Annotated in this window: 14 protein-coding genes and 1 pseudogene; 7 read left to right on the top strand and 8 right to left on the bottom strand. The window is 36.7% G+C overall.

The window, feature by feature from the left end; genetic code table 11:
* The first annotated feature begins 477 nt into the window (after positions 1 to 477).
* The gene (gene rne / locus INT39_RS03175; RefSeq protein ID WP_193014358.1) at positions 478 to 3,975 is read left to right on the top strand and encodes a ribonuclease E; all 3,498 of its coding nucleotides are present in this window, start codon (positions 478 to 480) and stop codon (positions 3,973 to 3,975) included.
* Positions 3,976 to 4,154: 179 nt separating this feature from the next.
* Here the strand turns inward: rne and tmaR are convergent, their stop codons facing one another.
* Entirely contained in the window at positions 4,155 to 4,493 is a 339-nt protein-coding gene (tmaR, locus tag INT39_RS03180) for a PTS system regulator TmaR (protein ID WP_036937771.1), read from the bottom strand.
* 255 nt (positions 4,494 to 4,748) lie between these two features.
* The gene (locus INT39_RS03185) at positions 4,749 to 6,011 is read right to left on the bottom strand and encodes an MFS transporter (RefSeq protein WP_193014357.1); all 1,263 of its coding nucleotides are present in this window, start codon (positions 6,009 to 6,011) and stop codon (positions 4,749 to 4,751) included.
* A 253-nt stretch (positions 6,012 to 6,264) separates the two neighbouring features.
* Here INT39_RS03185 and INT39_RS03190 point away from each other — a divergent pair, with 253 nt between their 5' ends.
* The 3 genes from INT39_RS03190 (at position 6,265) to sbcB (ending at position 8,866) form a co-directional block, all read left to right on the top strand.
* Positions 6,265 to 6,678, top strand: coding sequence for a VOC family protein (locus INT39_RS03190; protein WP_193014356.1), 414 nt, complete (start codon positions 6,265 to 6,267; stop codon positions 6,676 to 6,678).
* 34 nt (positions 6,679 to 6,712) lie between these two features.
* A complete protein-coding gene (locus INT39_RS03195; RefSeq protein WP_193014355.1) occupies positions 6,713 to 7,324 on the top strand; it encodes a LysE family translocator in 612 nt (203 codons plus the stop codon).
* 111 nt (positions 7,325 to 7,435) lie between these two features.
* Positions 7,436 to 8,866 carry an exodeoxyribonuclease I gene (gene sbcB, locus INT39_RS03200; RefSeq protein WP_193014354.1) on the top strand — a complete coding sequence of 477 codons (1,431 nt, stop codon included), beginning with the start codon at positions 7,436 to 7,438 and terminating at the stop codon, positions 8,864 to 8,866.
* A gap of 67 nt (positions 8,867 to 8,933) precedes the next feature.
* Here the strand turns inward: sbcB and dld are convergent, their stop codons facing one another.
* Positions 8,934 to 10,694, bottom strand: coding sequence for a D-lactate dehydrogenase (gene dld / locus INT39_RS03205; RefSeq protein WP_193014353.1), 1,761 nt, complete (start codon positions 10,692 to 10,694; stop codon positions 8,934 to 8,936).
* A 648-nt stretch (positions 10,695 to 11,342) separates the two neighbouring features.
* Here dld and INT39_RS22770 point away from each other — a divergent pair.
* The gene (locus INT39_RS22770) at positions 11,343 to 12,992 is read left to right on the top strand and encodes an alpha-keto acid decarboxylase family protein (RefSeq protein ID WP_193014352.1); all 1,650 of its coding nucleotides are present in this window, start codon (positions 11,343 to 11,345) and stop codon (positions 12,990 to 12,992) included.
* Positions 12,993 to 13,356: 364 nt separating this feature from the next.
* Positions 13,357 to 14,247, top strand: a complete 891-nt coding sequence (locus INT39_RS03215) for a hypothetical protein (protein WP_193014351.1) — start codon at positions 13,357 to 13,359, stop codon at positions 14,245 to 14,247.
* A 315-nt stretch (positions 14,248 to 14,562) separates the two neighbouring features.
* Here the strand turns inward: INT39_RS03215 and INT39_RS03220 are convergent, their stop codons facing one another.
* From INT39_RS03220 to INT39_RS03230, 3 genes are all read right to left on the bottom strand, one after another.
* Positions 14,563 to 15,162: a fimbrial protein gene (locus tag INT39_RS03220; RefSeq protein WP_193014350.1), complete on the bottom strand. Its 600-nt coding sequence runs from the start codon at positions 15,160 to 15,162 to the stop codon at positions 14,563 to 14,565.
* Between the two features lie 931 nt (positions 15,163 to 16,093).
* Positions 16,094 to 16,444 carry a hypothetical protein gene (locus INT39_RS03225; protein WP_166539417.1) on the bottom strand — a complete coding sequence of 117 codons (351 nt, stop codon included), beginning with the start codon at positions 16,442 to 16,444 and terminating at the stop codon, positions 16,094 to 16,096.
* Complete coding sequence (locus INT39_RS03230; RefSeq protein WP_193014349.1) at positions 16,444 to 17,067, bottom strand: VENN motif pre-toxin domain-containing protein; 624 nt, start codon at positions 17,065 to 17,067, stop codon at positions 16,444 to 16,446. Before INT39_RS03230 ends, INT39_RS03225 begins: the two co-directional genes overlap by 1 nt.
* Positions 17,068 to 17,426: 359 nt before the next feature.
* Here INT39_RS03230 and INT39_RS22930 point away from each other — a divergent pair.
* Positions 17,427 to 17,579 (top strand): annotated as a pseudogene (locus tag INT39_RS22930) (SymE family type I addiction module toxin); the annotation flags it as partial.
* Between the two features lie 39 nt (positions 17,580 to 17,618).
* Here INT39_RS22930 and INT39_RS03240 read toward each other — a convergent pair.
* Positions 17,619 to 17,939 (bottom strand): hypothetical protein, encoded by a 321-nt coding sequence (locus tag INT39_RS03240; protein ID WP_193014347.1) that lies wholly within the window; start codon positions 17,937 to 17,939, stop codon positions 17,619 to 17,621.
* Positions 17,936 to 19,717 (bottom strand): VENN motif pre-toxin domain-containing protein, encoded by a 1,782-nt coding sequence (locus INT39_RS03245; RefSeq protein WP_193014346.1) that lies wholly within the window; start codon positions 19,715 to 19,717, stop codon positions 17,936 to 17,938. The genes INT39_RS03240 and INT39_RS03245 overlap by 4 nt, the downstream gene beginning before the upstream one ends.
* Positions 19,718 to 19,998 lie beyond the last annotated feature (281 nt).

Consider the following 19,998-nt stretch of genomic DNA (forward strand, 5'->3'; position numbering starts at 1 on the left):
GCAAAATAACATCAATTCTGCCGTCTATTTTAACCTGAATAATGGGAAAAAGACGAAACATTAGCTAATCTCTCATATTTATACAGAAAAAGTCACCAAAGCGGAAAAGTCATCTTGCTATCACCCTAACACCAATGGAATAATGCAGACTCTCCTGATTATGTTTATCAGGTATATTTATGAAAATTTTGTTTGTTTGATTTTCAAAATGCAGCAATGGCGTAAGACATAGTCGAAAATCAAACAATTTAGTATGCCACAAATACATCGCTTATTGAGTTGAAACATCGTGTTCAATTAAAGAGTGCTGAATTTTTGAACTAAAAATCAGACTCACCGAGATATTGCACCTCTATACAATCGACAGCCGTGAGGTTGACGCATTTGTAAAAGACACGAGGTCATCGGTTATCAATAGTGTAATTACGTATGTTAGTGGCACATTATAAAACGTGAAAATAACGAGTAAGTCACAATATGAAAAGAATGTTAATTAACGCAACTCAGCAGGAAGAGTTGCGTGTTGCCCTTGTGGATGGGCAACGCTTGTACGATCTGGATATCGAAAGCCCCGGTCATGAACAGAAAAAAGCGAATATCTATAAAGGTAAAATCACTCGAATTGAACCCAGCCTAGAAGCCGCTTTTGTTGATTATGGTGCGGAACGTCACGGTTTCCTTCCTATTAAAGAAATAGCCCGCGAATATTTTCCTAGTAATTATCACTCCCATGGTCGTCCTAACATCAAAGATGTCTTAAAAGAAGGTCAGGAAGTCATTGTTCAAGTTGATAAAGAAGAGCGTGGTAATAAAGGTGCAGCATTAACGACCTTTATCAGCCTTGCCGGTAGTTATTTGGTATTAATGCCAAATAATCCTCGTGCAGGTGGTATTTCTCGTCGTATCGAAGGTGAAGACCGTACTGAACTCAAAGAAGCCTTATCAAGCCTTGAAATTCCGGATGGAATGGGCCTGATTGTGCGTACTGCGGGTGTGGGTAAATCAGCCGAATCACTACAACAAGACTTAAGTTATCGTTTAAGACACTGGGATGCCATTAAAAAAGCGGCAGAGAATCGCCCAGCACCTTTTTTAATTCATCAGGAAAGTAATGTTATTGTTCGCGCATTCCGTGACTATTTACGCCCTGACATTGGTGAAATCTTAATCGACAATGCTAAAGTTGTTGAAATGGCGCGTAGTCATATCGAAGCAATTGGCCGTGGTGATTTTGCCAGCAAAATTCGTCATTACACAGGTGCAGTTCCTCTGTTTAGTCATTACCAGATTGAATCACAAATTGAATCTGCGTTTCAGCGTGAAGTACGTTTACCTTCCGGTGGTGCATTAGTTATTGATACTACTGAAGCATTAACGGCTATTGATATAAACTCCTCGCGCTCTACTCGTGGTGGTGATATTGAAGAAACTGCCTTTAATACTAACCTAGAAGCCGCTGATGAAATTGCTCGTCAATTACGCTTGCGTGACCTAGGCGGATTAATTGTTATCGACTTTATTGATATGACGCCAGTGCGCCATCAACGTGAAGTTGAAAACAGGATGCGTGAGGCTGTACGCCAAGACCGTGCTCGTATTCAAATTGGACGTATTTCTCGCTTTGGTTTATTAGAGATGTCGCGCCAACGTTTAAGCCCTTCATTGGGTGAATCTAGCCATCATGTTTGTCCTCGTTGCTTAGGCACAGGAACCATCCGTGATAACGAATCACTGTCTCTTTCTGTGCTACGTCTGATTGAAGAAGAAGCGCTGAAAGAAAATACTCATGAAGTGCATGCTATTGTGCCCGTTCAAATCGCCTCTTATTTGCTTAACGAAAAACGTAAAGCCGTTACTGACATTGAACTGCGTCAATCTAACGTTAAAGTGATTATTGTCCCTAATGACCAAATGCAAACCCCTCATTTCTCTGTTGTTCGTGTACGTAAAGGCGAAGAGATTACGTCGCTTAGCTATAATTTAGCGCAATTCCACGAAAATCAGTCAAATGAAGCTGAAGATGATGTTGTTGCAGAGCGTAAAGCACCTGAACAACCGGCTATCTCAGCCTTTGGATTACAAGAAGAAGACACAACTGAAACGGCAAAAAACAAAAAAACGCTGCCTACCCAAGCTGCCCCTGTTAAATCAGAACAAGTACAAAGCGCAGGTTTCTTTGCTTCTATTGCAAAATTCTTCTCTAACTTATTTGGTAGTGAACCAGAACCAACTGTGACTAAAGAACAGCCACAGGAAAATAAGAAAGAGAGTAATGATAATCGTCGTGATCGTCGTAACAACAATAATCGACGTAACAACAATAATCGCCGTGATCGCGACAACGACCGTAATCGTGATAACGACCGCAATCGTGATAACGACCGCAATCGTGATAATGACCGCAATCGTGATAATACGAACAGCGAAGATAACCGTAAAAATCGCAATCAGAAACCGCAAAATGCAGTAACAACTGAAGCAAATAGCGAACAAGAGATTGCGGAACGCGAAGCTCGCCGTCAGCAACGTCGTGAACAGCGTGCAGAACAACGTCGTCGCCAAGAAGAAAAACGCCAACAACAACAAGAAGCCGCTAAAACACAAGTTGCTGTTGCTGAAAATGAAACAGATGCTAAAGACAGCGTAGAAGAGAAGAAGGAAGAACCTCGTCGCCCTGCCATGCAACGTCGGACTCGCCGCCAGTTAACGCAATCTATTCGTGTTACTGACAACGATAGTGCTTTACCTGTTGCACCTGTAACAACAGAAAAACCTGTTTCTGAGCCACCCGTTGCCACAACACCAACTAAAGCTGTTTCTACTGAAAAAGTAGCCCCTAAAGCCGTAGTTGTTGCAAATGTTGAAACAAATGAAACGCAAGCAGTAAAAGCGGTATCTGATACCTCAAAATCACACGATGACAGTAAAAATGAAGATAACAACGGGCAAGATAATGTGATGCCTCGCCGTTCTCGTCGTTCACCTCGTCATTTGCGTGTAAGTGGTCAACGTCGTCGCCGTTATCGTGATGAGCGTACCTTAACAGTATCACCAATGCCTCTAGCTATGGCGGTTGCCTCTCCTGAACTAGCTTCAGGTAAAGTGTTTATTCGTTATCCTGTGACACCAATAAGCGATGCGGCATTTGTTGAAAACACCAATGAATACTTTGGTGAAAAGAACATCATTACTCATGCTGATCCCCAGATGGTCGCTATTGCACCAGCTGTTTCAGAAGTCATTGTTGCTGATATTGCTCAGACAGAAACAGCTGAATCAACTTACTCTGTCACTGTGAGCACTGAGTCAACAACTGATGCTGATGCTGTTGCTGAGATTGTCGCTATAGCACCGCAATCAGCATCAACAGACGTCAATGAAAACACTGTTGATGAAAGTGTTGTCGATAATGTGATTAATGAAGTAAATACAGAAGATCACGTCACCCGTAAAGAAAATATTTCAGCCGTATTAAATACAACTGAAGCTTATATGCATGAAGCTTCACAACAAGCTGAAAACGTTGTTGAGACGAAAGAAGTTGCACAAATGGCCACTACAGCAGTAGAAAGTGATCAAAATGAAACATCGGCTCTTGAATCACAACCTGTTGTTACACCAATTGCAACTGAAGAAAACGCTGAACCGTGCAAAGAAAGTCATGTTGAAGACGTTGTTGAAGCTGTTATTGAAAATAAACCTGAAGAAAATGCAGAACCTGTAGTAGAAGCGGAACCAGTAAAAGAAAGCAAACCTGCTACTGTCGTTATTCGTCAAGAGCCTATTGTGCGCCAACTACGTGCAAGCTCACCAATGACAAAAGCACCAGCGTCTGATAATGCTCCTGCAGAAATCGAAATCAAAGCATGGGACGCTCGTCCTGCTTTTGATAAGAAAGGCCGTACAGGTGCGGGTGGACATAGTTCGACTAATCATGCTTCTTCGGTCATGACTAAAGCTGAAAGTCAAAAATGATAATAAAGTGTTATTAAGAATATCTTAATAATACTTCTAAATTGAGAACCCACTTTTTAGTGGGTTCTTTTTTTTGGGTAACTATTAGCAAATTAACTTAGTGCTTATTAAGCCAAAAATAAAAAAGCCCCTAAATATTCAATTTAGAGGCCTTCAATTTCTTATACTTAGTAAAGCAATTAGTCTTTTAGATCAGGAAGATTTTTAATTTCCCCCATCGCTTTTAATTGCTTAGATAATTCACGGCGCTCTTTAGACAGATCGGCATTTTTAATAATGTAATCGTCAACACGATCATCATAGTCACTACGCATATTTGCAATAATACCAAGTACATCTTCAATCGACATACCAGGCTTAATATATTCACTTAAGTTGTCTAATAAAAGAACACGCTTTTGGTTATCACGGATCTTTTTCTCATTGTCAGTGATCTCACGACGGATTTTGTTTTTACGACGATACATACGCACAAACTCCAGTACGTTTTGGAAAGACGGCTTGTTTGCGTTATCCATTTCCTACACCTTTACAATTGATATTTAAGATAAATAGCTCTGTTTAAGATTATCGCTTAATCGTGTCAATAAACAAGCAATGTTTACAAATTTAATTGATTTTGCTTAATTAACAATTAATTAGAATGACATGTATTAATAAATATAGTCAACATTGTTTAATGAGTAAATATACGTTCATTAATGATAAAAAAATGGCTACACATTTTTATCGGTAGCCAAAATTGACACTACAAAGGATAAATCAAAAAGCAATTAAACGGGTTGAGTTTTATTTTGATCTTCATGCTGCAATACATCAAATGGCAATAAAGCTTTTGAATCTGAGCATAAAAAGACAGCGGAAAGAAGTGTTGTTCCAGCCACAATACATCCCATCACCATATAGGTTGGTGCAAAACCATAATGATCGTATCCATAACCTGCTAATGGCGAAAGTAATGTCGCTACAATAGAACTTACACATTGGAAACCCACTAAATACAGTGTTGAAGATAAACGTTTATCAAAATGTTGACTGTTATATTTAAAAATTGAAATTAATAAAATCGGTAACTCAACGGCATGTAATAATTTCATACAAGAAATTAAGATTGGCCCTTCAACTAATCCCGAGCCAATAATACGTGCGGCCATAACACTACTTGCCAGCAATAAACCATTTTTAGCCCCTATTCTATTTACCAAGAAAGGGGCAAGAAACATGCCACCAGCCTCTAAGAATACCTGTAATGAATTCAGGTATCCGTACATTTCATTTCCCTGCTGTAATGTCGCAAATTGTGATGAAAAAAACACTGGAAACTGTTGGTCATACACACCATAAACACACGTTCCAATCACAAATAAAATAAGGGCCCAAAAACGAGGTAATGAAAGTAAATTGAGTGCGTCTTTTATTGTAATTGCCGACGTTTTACCATGTTCTAATTGATTAAAGGCGTCGGACTTACCTGTTTTTAACAAAGCTAAAAGAATTAAGAACACAACCCCAGAAATAGAGGCCATGACAAAATTGTAATTAGGGTCGATATTAATATTGTGTCCAGCAATAAATGTCGCGGATGCCCAACCTAGTGATCCCCACATTCTCGCCCTACCGTATTCAAAACCACGAATACGACTAACACGCTCTGTATATGACTCTAATACGCCAATCCCTGCATTAAAGGTCATACCGACATATAAGCCCCCTAAAATGGAACCCATAAAGATATTCCAGCGTAATATTGATGCAAAACTAAGAAAAAATGGCCCTGAAAGAATCAATAAGATGGCGATCACTAATAATAAATTTTTTCTTAATCCTAATTTATCTTGAATAAAGCCATATAAAGGTTGAGCACATAATGCAATCAGAGAAATAGCAGAAAATATTAATCCTGTGTCAGTCGCTCTTAACCCGACATACTGGTTTAGCCAAATAGAGACTAATGAAAATGATGAAGACCAGGTAAAAAAGAAGAAAAATAACAGTGCACTTAAGATCGCATAGTATTTTTTTGAGTCTTTGTTCATTGGTTAAGCGCCTTATAAAGTCATTCCACCCTTAAATGTTAACGTTAACTTTTAAGTTAACAAACAATTTTATCGCTTTAATGTGATATGAAGCACATAAGTTAACGTTAACAATTTGAGTTACGTGTTCTAGATCCACTTTTACTTTTATTACCGTTATTCACAATAAAACGCACAAATAGGTATCATATATTTCATTTTCTTTGGTTTCCTTTGCTAAAATAGCTGTATCTTTCATAACTATATTCAAGCCATGCTAACTGATTTAAACCACCTAACACTCGCCGTCAATAATGTGAATAAAAGCTTTGCCTTTTATACTGAAATATTAGGTTTTAAGCCCCTTGCTTTATGGGATAACGGCGCTTACCTACAACTAGGCTCCTTATGGTTATGTTTATCTCACGATAAACGCCATATTACTGAAGACAGTGATTACACCCATTATGCTTTCAGTTTATCTGCAAATAATTTTGAAGCCTTTAAACAACACCTTTTATCTCATGGTATTACTGCATGGAAAGAAAATAAAAGTGAAGGCGATTCATTCTATTTTTACGATCCTGACCATCATAAACTTGAAGTCCATGTGGGTGATTTAAAAAGTCGCTTAGAAGCTTGCCGTCAACATCCTTATTCCGGTATGCAATTTTTCGACGAAGACTAAAAAAGTATCAGGACTAATCAGCGAAGATAATACTATGGATATATTGGGTTTTATTATTACTTTACTGCCTATCATTATCTCGCCGGGTGCAAGTTTTACAATCGCTTTAGACAATACCCTAACCTATGGTGTAAAAGGGTTATTGATCACGATTATAGGCACTGCATTAGGCATTATTACTCACGGGATTTTAGTAGGATTGGGAATAACCAAACTCTTAGTTTCGTCCCCCTCTGCTTTTATAGTGTTAACTCTCCTTGGCAACTTATATTTAATTTATCTTGGCATTTCACTGATACGCTCTGGATTAAAAGCGGCTAAAAACACCACTATTATTCATCAAAAAGCCTCTATTAAAACCGCTTATATTGCTAATGTGCTTAACCCTAAAGCAATTATGTTATACCTCGTGGTTGTTTCCAGCTATGCAGGGTCAACACCAACATTAGTTAATTATCTTGCCTTATCTTCCATTCATATTTTAATGATGACCATCTGGCTGATTGCTTGCTGTGGTTTTATTTTATTGTCATCACAAAAAATCAATATTATTACCATGAAAAAAGTAATCAATATTAGTGGTGGCACACTCCTACTTATCCTTACTGCCACACCCTATATTAAACACTACATAAGTGTGCTTTGATCTGACATTTCACGTTTACCGCGTTATGGTTTACCATAGTCTTAATTAAGCCCAATACAACTCATTGAGTAATGATTTAAAAAATCATCAATAAACTTACGGTAGGAAACCTTGTCTAATTCAGCGAAAACGCCCACATTTTACGTTCATGACTACGAAACCTTTGGCACACGCCCCGCACTGGATCGTCCAGCACAATTTGCAGGTGTTAGAACTGATATGGATTTCAATATTATTGAAGATCCTCTCGTTATTTATTGCAAACCTAATGATGATTATCTACCCCATCCAGAAGCTGTGATGATCACAGGAATAACACCACAAATTGCGGCAAAAAATGGGATGGTTGAAGCAGAGTTTACTCGCCAGATCCATCAAGCTTTTAGCCAACCTAATAGTTGTATTATGGGTTATAACAACCTTCGTTTTGATGATGAAGTCACTCGTAATATCCTTTATCGTAATTTTTATGATCCTTATGCTTATAGCTGGCAAAAAGGAAATTCGCGTTGGGATTTACTTGATGTTTTACGTGCTTGCTATGCGCTGCGCCCTGAAGGTATTGTTTGGCCTGAAAATGAAGACGGTTTTCCAAGTTTCCGTTTAGAGTTATTAACCAAAGCCAACGGCATTTCTCATGAAAATGCGCATGATGCGATGTCTGATGTTTATGCCACCATTGCGATGGCAAAAAAATTAAAGCAAGCTCAACCAAGAATGTTTGATTATTTCTTTAATTTACGTGATAAACGCAAAGTGCAGGCGCTAATTGATATTCCCGCAATGACACCGATTGTGCATGTTTCAGGTATGTTTGGTGCCGCGCGTTCTAATTTAAGTCTTGTTGCCCCATTAGCGTGGCACCCTGATAATCGTAATGCGGTTATTGTTTGTGACTTAGCCGCAGATATATCTCCTCTATTAACTCTCGACTCAGACCAATTACGTGAGCGTTTATATACACCACGTAGTGAATTGTCAGTTGATGAGCCACCTGTTCCAATTAAATTACTGCATATTAATAAATGTCCAATTGTGGCACCACAAAATACATTGAGACAGCAAGATGCAGATAGAATTGGTTTAGATATTGATGCTTGTTTAACAAACCAAGCGATCTTGTTTTCTCATCCAGAAATACGCAATAAAGTCGTGGAAATATTTGCTCAACAAACGCCTTTTGCTGTATCCGATAATGTTGATTCACAAATTTATAATGGTTTTTTCAGTGAGAATGATCGTAGTGCGATGGAGATCATTCGCTCAACACAACCTCAGAATTTACCCGCTTTAGATTTAACGTTTGAAGATGCAAGAATGGAACCGCTATTTTTCCGTTATCGTGCAAGAAATTACCCTTCAACACTTAATTATGACGAACAACAACGTTGGTTGGCGCATAGAAAAGAGATGTTAACGCCAGAAAAACTCACCGAATATATTAATATTATTCAGTTATTAGCTGAAGAACATGCTGATAACGAGGAAAAATTAAAACAGCTACAAGAGCTTTATTTATATGCTCAAGAGATTGCAAGTTAATTGATAAAATAAAAGGCGGGTTTTAACCTGCCTTTCTTGTTGCTTAAATAAGCTCAGTATAAAACTATTATTCTTTATTCTCTGTATTAGCATCATTATGAGCATGTCCACAACCACACTCATCTCCCCAATATTTTAATTTTGAGGTTTTACCAATACCTGGGTTCATGCTATTGGTTGGATCGTTATGTTTATAAAATGCTTTTAATTGAGGCTTAGCATAATACATATGACCCACGTTATGCTCTGCGGGATATTCTGCTCCACGTTGATCTAATAACGCCAGCATTTCTGCTTTTAGCGCCTTCGCATCAACACCTTTTTTAATAATGTAATCTTGATGCATAACGTGGCACATAAAATGACCACAATAGAGTTTATAAAGTAATTTACTCTCTATTTCTGGTGGTAATTTTTCAAACCAATCTTTGTCATTACGACGCAATGCAATATCTAATGGCAATACATCTTCAACGTCATTCACATGAACAGCATGATAACGAACAGCAGCACCAGCGGCAGCAAAGCGATGTAAGAATGCTTTATTACCTTCCTCTTCTGTACATTCAAAATAATCACCTGAAGCTTGTTTAAAGTATTCTTTTAAATAGGTAGATGCCTCTTCAATACCCTCATCAGCCATTCTTAACATTAAATGATGTTCATATTTATCACGGAAATCTGTCATACGCTCAGGTAAATGAGCTGGCCATAATTTGCTCATAAACTGCATGATTCTATCGGCCATATTTTTAGGTAAAAAAGGCACTTTATTTAATACCGCATCAACTCGCCCTTTTACAGCAAATAGAGTTGGCATTTTATCTGTGCCTAATTTATCTATTACTAAAAACGTATCTTTCCCATACTCCTCAGCCATTTTATAATAGCTTCTGTGCATATATTCCCCTGCGACAGGAAGTGTTTTAAAATGACTTAAAATATGACGGCGAATATCTTCAAGTTCATCTGGATTATTAGTCCCAATATAGAAAACTTGGGTGTGATGATCTGCAGGAAATGTATCTAATCGTACTGCAAATACAGATAACTTACCTGCACTACCCGCCGCTTCATACAAACGACGTTCATCATTATTAAAACGAGAAGGTGTATTGGCATCAACATCACGTATACGTTCATGGTATTCATGATCAGACGCCAATTTTTCTGTCGCTTGTATTTGTTTCTCGTGATAATGACGATTATCTAAATTCGTTAAAATCTCTTCAGGTGTTTCACCTAAATCAATTCCTAAGTGATTAACTAATTCGGCCTCACCATTTTCATTAACACGAGCATACAGCGATAATTCTGTATAAGCAGGTCCTCGACGCACTAAAGCTCCGCCGGAGTTATTGCAGATCCCACCAATAACAGAAGCGCCAATACAAGACGAACCAATAACAGAATGAGGTTCACGTCCTAATGGCTTTAATACTTTTTCTAAATGCCACAGCGTACTACCAGGAAAGGCAATAACTTGATTATGCTCTGAGAGAACCTGTATTTTATCTTGACGTAATGTACTAATAATCACGATATCTCTATCATAATCATCGCCATTAGGTGTCGAACCTTCTGTTAATCCCGTATTCGCCGCTTGCATAATAATAATTTTATCAGCTTCAACACAGATTTTAAAAACACGCCACTGCTCTAATAGATTAGCAGGAAATACAACCGCTAATGCCTTACCTTGTCCTGAACGAAACCCTTTACGATAGCGTTCCGTTTTATGTGCTTGTGTTAATACCTGCTTTTTACCAACAATACTTTCAAGCTTACGAATAAAGTGTTGATTTACAGAGCTATTACTCTCATTCATATTCCCTATCCTATTCCTGTCTTGTCTGATTTATTTTTACTTTGCTCGTTTTTATTATTTCTTATAAGACTACGTGCAAAACATCAACTTATCATTTATACAAGTATTTTTGTACTGCTATCCACATTTGCTAAAAAAATAATATTTTCTTATCTTTAATCACTTTCATTATTTAAAGATAATTTTAGTATTACGTATCAAATTAGAGTGCAGATAAACTTTAATTTATTCTTTTAGCATCAATTTTTCACTTCCTAACTAACTCCACACTTGGAGATTTCGATTTTTATCACTATTTTTCTTGTAAACATGATTAAATCACACTCCCAAAACTTCACCATCACAATAATTAAATCCAAATAATTATTACATACAGAAACAATACTTCTCGCATTATAAACCCCACGGTAATTATAAATAAAATCATTAATGAGAAATCATTAAAAAAGAATAAAACAAAACCAATCAAACAGTTATGAATATTAACAGAATAATAAAATATCAAAAATCGATAAATTAATTCTATTTAATTACATTATCAATAATAAACTATCCCCTCTTATATTATTTTCATAATAAAACATTAAGCACAATCTAAAAGTATAACTATTATTTAATTGATTATTATTTTAAATATTTGGAGATAACGTGAAGAAGACTGTCGTTGAATATATTTTAAACCGTTTATATGATTTAGGAATCAGTGATATTTTCGGTGTTGCGGGCGATTATGCTTTTCCTATTGAAGACACTATTTGTAATAGTAGCCATATGCGTTGGATTGGTAACTGTAACGAATTAAATGCAGCTTATGCGGCTGATGGCTATGCTCGAATTAAAGGTATGGCCGCGCTATCAACAACATTTGGTGTCGGTGAATTAAGCGCAATTAATGCTATAGCGGGTTCTTATGCAGAAAATCTACCGATCTTTCATTTAGTCGGTATGCCAACAAGTGGTGTACAAAAAAGTAAGCGTCTCGTTCACCATACATTAGGTAATGGCGACTTTGATATTTTTTATCAATTAGGCCAACGTCTTGCTTGTGCTCATGCAATATTAACACCTGAAAATTGTATCGCTGAAATAGAGCGTTTAATTACCACAGCATTAAAAGAACGTCGCCCTGTTTATATTGGTTTACCGTCTGATTATGCCATGATGCCAGTGATAGAGAATACATCAGTTACAATACCTAAAAAGCCAACAAGCGACAAAAAGGCACTAGAAAAAGTCGTATCAACCATTATTGAAAAGCTTATACACAGCAATAGTATTTGTGTATTGCCTGGTATTTTATCCTCACGTTTAGGCTTATCAGATAATGTTCAACTGTTTATTAATAAAACAGGCTTACCTTATGCCACTATGTTTATGGATAAAAGTATATTAAGTGAGTCTAATCATCAATATATTGGTATGTATGATGGTAAATTAATGACACCTGATGTCAGAGAATTTGTCGAAAATAGCGAATATGTAGTAGGAATTGGTGCAATAATGACTGATTTTAATACAGGCAGCTTTACTGCTGATATTAAACCAGAACAATTTATCAGTATCATGCCAGAATATGTTGTCATTGATTCTGTTATCTACTCTTCTATTTACATGGAGGATATTCTCTCAGAGCTAACAAAACGACTACCAAATAAAACTTATCATCAGATAAAAGCCAAGGGATTAGGTGACGCTATTTTCTCTAATAATGGTGAAATTACAGCTCAATATCTCTATCCTCGATTAGAAAAATTCTTTAAGCCTAACGATATTATTATCGCTGAAACAGGCACTTTCTCAATGGGATTAGGTTTCGCCTTATTACCAGCAGCTGCACAATTTCATAATCAAACATTATGGGGTTCTATTGGTTGGGCAACACCTGCATCCTTTGGTGCCGCCCTTGCAGCACCTGAAAAACGGATTATCTTAATTACGGGTGAAGGTTCACATCAACTCACAGTACAAGAAATTAGCCAATTCGTTCGGTTTGGATTAAAACCAATCATTCTTGTTTTAAATAATGATGGTTATTTAATCGAACGATTATTATGTGATTATCCAGAAGCCTATTATAACGATCTGGCACAATGGAATTATCACTTATTACCTAAAGCCTTTGGTGCAAAAGATTGGCATTGTGAAAAAGTCACAACAATTAATGAGTTAAATAAAGCACTTGAAGTTGCTGAATCGACAGAAAGTGCATCTTATATAGAAATAGTAACAGAACGATATGAAGCCTCTGAATTAGCACAAAAATTAAAAGAGTCTAAAGATTCTCTCTATTCATTCTAAATTATGCTAAGCATAATACATTAATATAAATAAAAACCTAACGGATAAATTGAGTTAGGTTTTTACACTATTTTCTCATACCAACATTCTTAATATGATAAAACAAAAATGTTCAATATTTTCACACTACATCATAAAATAATAATATTCTTTTTTTACATCATCCCTATCCAAAAAAAATATATTTATCCATAAATATTTATTTTTTGACACTTTAAAACAAAATTTTATTTTTATAGTCTCAATAAAGTCATCTATTTTGAGATATGCTAATATAAACCACTTTATTATTTAATAAACTCAAAAAAACATGTATTTACACTAGAAAATTAGATTTATATTTTAAAATTAACAAGGATGACTTATGTTAAAAAAAATAGCCTTTTTAAGCATTATATTGGTTCTCAGTGGGTGTGACTTATTTGCAAAGAAAATAGCCTTTACTATCGATAACCCTACTGATGAAGCCATTACAGTTCAAGTCGATAATAATACTTATACCTTATCTCCTCGAACATACGAAAAAATTGAATTAATAAAAGGAACACACGCGGTCACCTACCAAAATGAAACTGCTCATTTTTACCTTTATGAAAATAGTCGAGGTGGGATGATCAATCCTACAATGTCACCTTATTACATTAACTACGTTTTCTATAAAGTTGAAAATGACGGTTTAGATTATGAAAAAACAGCTAAAGAGATGCTATTTTCATATAAAAACACAGACACCATACAAGGTGTTTTATATTCCGGATATTTTCTTAAATTTGATAACCTTATTGTCGAAAAAATAGGTGATACCTATGAATGGGTTGTTGACGTTAATGAAGATTATTTAGATGGTTATCGTGCAAAATCAGCATTACTTATTACTGGTAAACTTTTCCGTGAAGATGATTATATTAAATATATCAAGGCTAATGACGGTATTACGATAACACCAGCTACAGATTACCAACAAACAAACAGAACAGTAAAAGATGCCTATCTTTTTTATCCTGCGATTCAATTAACGACAGATTGCCAACAACTGAATGATTTTATTAAAATATTTAATAATGATTTAATCAAATATCAAGGTGTTAATACAACTGATGATGAAAGAAAAGTATTAGCAGAAAAACTACGCTATTACTCTATTAATTATTTTTCAGCAAAAAAAGAGTGTAAATCTGATTCTTATAAAATGGATCGCGCTTTTGATAATCAACTTAAATTTATTTTAAGTCGTTTTGTATTGGTTTTAAAATAGTCAATTAAGTAAAGATGGTCCTATTCGAGTTAAGACATATCACCGAACTCACTCTAGTGCGCCTAAATTTGCCAATAATAAAATTGACGGTTACAGCGCTGAGGTTCCGATTGATATTCCTGACGATCGTTTTATTTCCGTGCGTGTACAGATGCCAGAACAATCAATCTATAAAGTGAGCATGTGCAGATGGAAGAAGCGCAGAAAGCGGAAGAGGAACGCAGGCAAAAAGAAGAAATACTTTCTATTGATTGTTAATTTTATACGTGAATCGTGAATATAGAGGAGTTTGACTCCTCTATATTAATATAATAACTATTTATATTGCAGAGTATAAACAACACTACTACTTACTTTACCTGCGGTAGTTTCACCGATTGCATAGTATTCGACAGCATAAGGTAGTGTTGCTTTCTTATCTTTTATATTCACATAAGTAGTATCAGTGACTTGTTTAGTATTACCTACTTTTATAGGAGTAAAACCATTACTACCATCCAATAACTGCAATTGAACAAACGTTGCACCAGTTGGTGATGTATCCATATTTTTTAAGCGACCAACTGCTTGGTCAACAGTAGCGCCTGTCTCAAAGAAAGCAGAAACTTTTCCATGAACAAATGCATTGACAGCCGCTCGAGTGACGACAGCATTCTCCTCAAAATTACAATCATAAAGGTTCATATTAAAAGAGGTACGACCCGTTACTTGTCCTGCTTGAGATAAGGTATTTGTACTCACTGTTGGCAATATAATGAGAGCATTAGGACCTTGACCTTCTATATCAACCTTACAACTTGTGTCGGTCAATTCGCCATTGAAATTTACAGTACCCGTATTGTCAGCAGAAAAGACGGTGCATGTCGTTAAACTTAATACAACTATTAATGATGTATTTAGAAACGTTTTATTCATGAAATACCTCTGTGTTTATAATTAAATATAGCCATGCGATAGCATATAAACTCTTATTAATTAAAGAAAATTGGTTATTCCAATATAATATTATTAAGCGATAGTTTATTTCTATAAAAGTGTAATTTAAAAAAACATCAATAAATACAGCCTGATACAATTATCATCTGCAAGTTAAAAACAAATTAATTATATTACTAACTTAACACTCTAATTTATATTTACATATCAATATAAAAACCCAAATATTATCTTTATAAGACTATTTGTATAATTTCAAATTACGTAAACTACCCTTAAAAAGAGTTATTTTTTCTTATAAATGGTCATTTGATATATAAGATCACATTAAATTAAGATGATTCTTAAGTTAATTTACCAACTCCAGTGCATTAACCTTCAATATTGCCCATCACACCTTGCGTAAATGTGGTGATAGCTTGGATTGCACGGGTGTATTTACCCCCCGTGCCAAAGTCGGATCGGTTGGTATAATCCTGTAAGGCTTGTTGAAAGAGGTGATTCTGAATCGGCTTTCGCTTGGTTCGTGCCACGAAGAGTATCAACCGTAGTTGCTAAGTCGATAACTAACCACCAGTGCTTGATGATTTATGAGTTGAAACTAAAAGTTACTCCCTCACTCGCCAAGCCGGACAGTGGATTATCCGGCTAACTGAGGGGAGATAAATAGAACCTACAATTTATTTTTTTGATAGAACGTCAAAGATGGCCCGTAATCTGATTCTGAGTTATAAAGTTCAATTACAAATTCTTTTGTTGGAAATACTTTTTTGAGCGACATTTCCCAAGAACACTGCATTACTTTGTATAACTGCAAAAAAACCGAATCCGATATATCATCTAAATTACCAGTGAATAGGTCATATAAGTACACATGATTTAGCATCTTTTCTATTGCTGCTCGATGCTCTTATCTAATCAACGTTCCCCATTTTATGGATATAAACGGTTTTACTCTTATCTCAACTTTTGTTCTTATATCTTCTAAGACTATTTCAGAATATAAATATTCACCAGCCATATCTTCTTTTATCATAAATTTATTTACACTTTCACTGAGGTGCCTTGCGATTTCATTCCCATTAAATTCTAATACTGTTTGTATCCATCCTTCTAATATACTAAAAGAAAATACTAGGTGAACTCCATTATTATCTGTAAATTCATATGCAAAATGCCGATCCAAATGATCAACTAATGTCGGTTCACTTTCAAAAAACGAAAGTAGAGCTAAATCATCAGGATGAGATTCAATAAACATTATTTTCTTCCTTCTTTTGGTATTGTTGTTACAAACCGTCGAGTTCCATCAGGCATGATTTCAAATGATGTTTCTAATTTTGTTACTTTACCTGACGGACCAAATAATAATGATTCCCTAACTTCATATTTACCATAATTATCACTATATACTTTTATAATGTTTCCTTGTGTCTTAGGTACATTTGAGAGGTGAACCATTAAAAATTTAGCACCTTTTTCATCTGTTGAAATACCTAAACGCCTCATAGATTGTTCTAATTGAGTCGAACGAGCTGCATTGGCAACGCCTGCGCTATTATCGCTGATTAAACCGCCGATAATCCCTGAAGTTAACGTTGCCCATGCACTTATATTCTGCTTTTCAGTCTCAGTGAGTTCTTCGGGAGTTTTGCCATAAAGTGAGTGCGATAAAATACCCACTGTTTCCCCTGTCATTGCGCCAGAGGCCTGTACTACTGCATTCTCACCTTTTGCCAGTGCAAGGCCTGCATTCAGTAAGCCGTGCGCTATCGTGCGCTGAATATCACTTTCAACACTGTTACCTTGAATTTGGTTTTTCACTTCATTAGCAAGATAAGGCGCGGAACCATTAGCAATCGCGGTAACAATATTGTTGCCCATTACACCTTGCGTAAATGCGGTGATGGCTTGGATTGCACGGGTGTATTTACCCCCAGTACCAAAGTCAGATTGGTTGGTATAATCCTGTAATGCTTGCTGGAAGAGGTGATTTTGAATATCACGCTCAGTAACGTTATCGTTAGTTTCTGAAAGAGCTTGATAGAGATTGTCGTAAGCCGTATCACAAAGATTATCGAGTTTTGAATCGGCTTTCGCTTGGTTCGTACCACGAATAGTATCAACCGTGGTGGCTAAGTCGATAACTTGCGCAACTAACGAAGGTAGTCCCTATTGCTAAGCGCGATTTTAGTGTAAAAACACAGACAGCTAAAGTATAGGAGGTTAAAACCAGACACTATACAGTGGGTTATACCCCTAACCGAGGTACCCGCCCCAACCCGAAACTGGCTTTCAGTGGTAAGTGGTTGAGTGAGCTAGGGTTTGAGGTAGGTAGCCACTACCCCCTCACCCGCCAAGCTGGGAAGTTGATTATCCGATTGGCAAAGAAGTAAGGGGTTAAGGGAGATCCCTGTGAATGCAGGGATCTATTATCAATAAAAATTATCGTCTAACTGACCTTCTGATTTTAATATCTCTAAAAATCTTTTATAGGCGGTTTCATCTAATTCAAGCAAGTCATCTAATAATGATTCTTCGATTAAAGCCCAATGATATACGCCAGAACCAGCACCATCATTTTGGAAGTAAATTAATGTACCAATAAGTTTCGATTCTATTAGATCAACCTCTGATAAATCATAAACAGACAATCCACCATAACCTTTAGGCAAACCAAGACATAATGATTTATTGTTTATCCAATAAATAGCAAACACATCAATCAGTTCACCGCTCGATTCTTGTATTCTCATTTAATATTATCCTTTATTGTATCTACAACTTGTTTCGGATCTTGTTGAACCCTCTGAGGTGTAGTAATTTTCATATCGTAAGCTTTACCAGTCGTTGAGTTATACTGGTAATGCATTGTTATAGTTTGACCATCTGGGAGTCTATGTTTCGCTTCCATTTTTTGGAATCCAGCTGATGTAGGAAAACGAGGATCATTATTAAGCCCAGGTAACTCTTTACCTTGTAGTGGCTTAGATTGAACTGATTTCCAAAATGTTTGCTCATTCAGATCTCGGGGAATAGCAGTTTGCAGACCAGGCTTCGCAGTTGATATTTTTTCTGCATTTATAATCAGCTGTTTATTATAAACTGAGTTAACTTCTTTCTGACCAAGATTTTTAGTATTGTTTGAATTCTCACCAATTCTATTTAGCGCATTTTTTTCTGATTCTAACTTGGTGTTATTGATTCGTTTATCTGTTGTTCCACGATTACCTTTACCACTTCCACCATTAATCATTCCGGGAAGTGCCATCGCTATCAAACCGGCTGCTTCTGGTTCAAGCCCCATTGCCTCAAATCGTTTAGCCCACTGATGTTCGACTGTGATCCCTGTCGCATCCATACTCAACATATACACTGCAGGCAGATAATCACGAAATTCATCAGGTAACGATTTGTCTGCTGCAAGATGTTTTATTGCTGTATCGAAAGCATTCCATTGCTCAACTAAATAGCCATACTTTTGCCGACACTGCTCTGGCGAGGTTGAACAAATCTGCTTTATTTCTTCCTGTTGCTTGACATTGGTATCTACCATATCACGAATAATTTTCTGACATTCATCACCAACACAATTTCTTGCCTGATGGGCAAAATTTTCTAATTGATTCGTACTCAAAAAGTTATTCTCAACCACCACCTTCCCTGCTTGAGCAGCATTGGCAACGCCTGCACTATTATCGCTGATTAAACCGCCGACAATACCGGAAGCTAACGTTGCCCATCCACTTATATTCTGCTTTTCAGTTTCGGTGAGTTTTTCGGGGGTTTTGCCATAAAATGAGTGCGATAAAATACCCACTGTTTCCCCTGTCATTGCGCCAGAAGCTTGCACTACTGCATTCTCACCTTTTGCCAGTGCAAGGCCTGCATTCAGTAAGCCGTGCGCTATCGTGCGCTGAATATCACTTTCAACACTGTTACCTTGAATTTGGTTTTTTACTTCGTTAGCAAGATAAGGCGCGGAACCATTAGCAATCGCGGTAACAATATTATTGCCCATTACACCTTGCGTAAATGCGGTAATAGCTTGAATTGCACGGGTGTATTTACCGCCCGTACCAAAGTCGGATTGGTTGGTATAATCCTGTAAGGCTTGTTGAAAGAGGTGATTCTGAATATCACGCTCAGTAACGTTATCGTTGGTTTCTGAAAGGGCTTGATAGAGATTGTCGTAGGCCGTATCAGAAAGATTATTGAGTTTTGAATCAGCTTTCGCTTGGTTCGTACCACGAATAGTATCAACCGTGGTGGCTAAGTCGATAACTTGCGCCCCAATTTCGCCCACTAATTGTTGTTTTTGTTGACGATTTTGCTCTTTTTCTTTATCGAAAATCTTATTTAACGTGCTGTGAGCATTATCCGTATCTTGGCTTAATTGCGCGATATCTTGCTGTTGATTGTCGCTATCACGCACTGTCCATGTCCCTTGTGATACCGCAGATTGAGTGGTGTTTTCAGCGCTGTCACTATGGTTGCCTGCCATCGCTAATGCATGCCCCATATTCGCCAGCATATTCCCTTCAACGCCACCTGAAGTACTTACACCACCAGATTGATGCTCAACTTTATATTCTGCATAGTTATGGATATCACTAAAGCCTAATGTACCTGTATCTAACTGATTATTTTAGCTTCTGCTGTAACTGCACTTAAAAGATAAGGACTAAGGTATTAGTGAAAATATCGACTTCCCCCGTGGTGGTATTGGTGGTGCAGTTTTTGATTGCGGTAACCAAGGTAATGGAAGGCTCCGCTTGCAGTGCGCCAGAAAGGTTATTGCCAGATAATACGGTT

Source organism: Pseudomonas sp. FME51, assembly GCF_014897305.1.

Excerpts from the sequence above, each read along its gene's own strand:
- INT39_RS03245 (WP_193014346.1), bottom strand. The coding sequence starts at position 19,717 with ATGCTGGCGAATATGGGGCATGCATTAGCGATGGCAGGCAACCATAGT.
- dld (WP_193014353.1), bottom strand. The coding sequence starts at position 10,694 with ATGAATGAGAGTAATAGCTCTGTAAATCAACACTTTATTCGTAAGCTT.
- INT39_RS03220 (WP_193014350.1), bottom strand. The coding sequence starts at position 15,162 with ATGAATAAAACGTTTCTAAATACATCATTAATAGTTGTATTAAGTTTA.
- INT39_RS03240 (WP_193014347.1), bottom strand. The coding sequence starts at position 17,939 with ATGAGAATACAAGAATCGAGCGGTGAACTGATTGATGTGTTTGCTATT.
- INT39_RS03195 (WP_193014355.1), top strand. The coding sequence starts at position 6,713 with ATGGATATATTGGGTTTTATTATTACTTTACTGCCTATCATTATCTCG.
- INT39_RS03215 (WP_193014351.1), top strand. The coding sequence starts at position 13,357 with ATGTTAAAAAAAATAGCCTTTTTAAGCATTATATTGGTTCTCAGTGGG.
- rne (WP_193014358.1), top strand. The coding sequence starts at position 478 with ATGAAAAGAATGTTAATTAACGCAACTCAGCAGGAAGAGTTGCGTGTT.
- INT39_RS03185 (WP_193014357.1), bottom strand. The coding sequence starts at position 6,011 with ATGAACAAAGACTCAAAAAAATACTATGCGATCTTAAGTGCACTGTTA.
- tmaR (WP_036937771.1), bottom strand. The coding sequence starts at position 4,493 with ATGGATAACGCAAACAAGCCGTCTTTCCAAAACGTACTGGAGTTTGTG.
- INT39_RS03190 (WP_193014356.1), top strand. The coding sequence starts at position 6,265 with ATGCTAACTGATTTAAACCACCTAACACTCGCCGTCAATAATGTGAAT.
- INT39_RS03230 (WP_193014349.1), bottom strand. The coding sequence starts at position 17,067 with ATGGGCAACAATATTGTTACCGCGATTGCTAATGGTTCCGCGCCTTAT.
- INT39_RS03225 (WP_166539417.1), bottom strand. The coding sequence starts at position 16,444 with ATGTTTATTGAATCTCATCCTGATGATTTAGCTCTACTTTCGTTTTTT.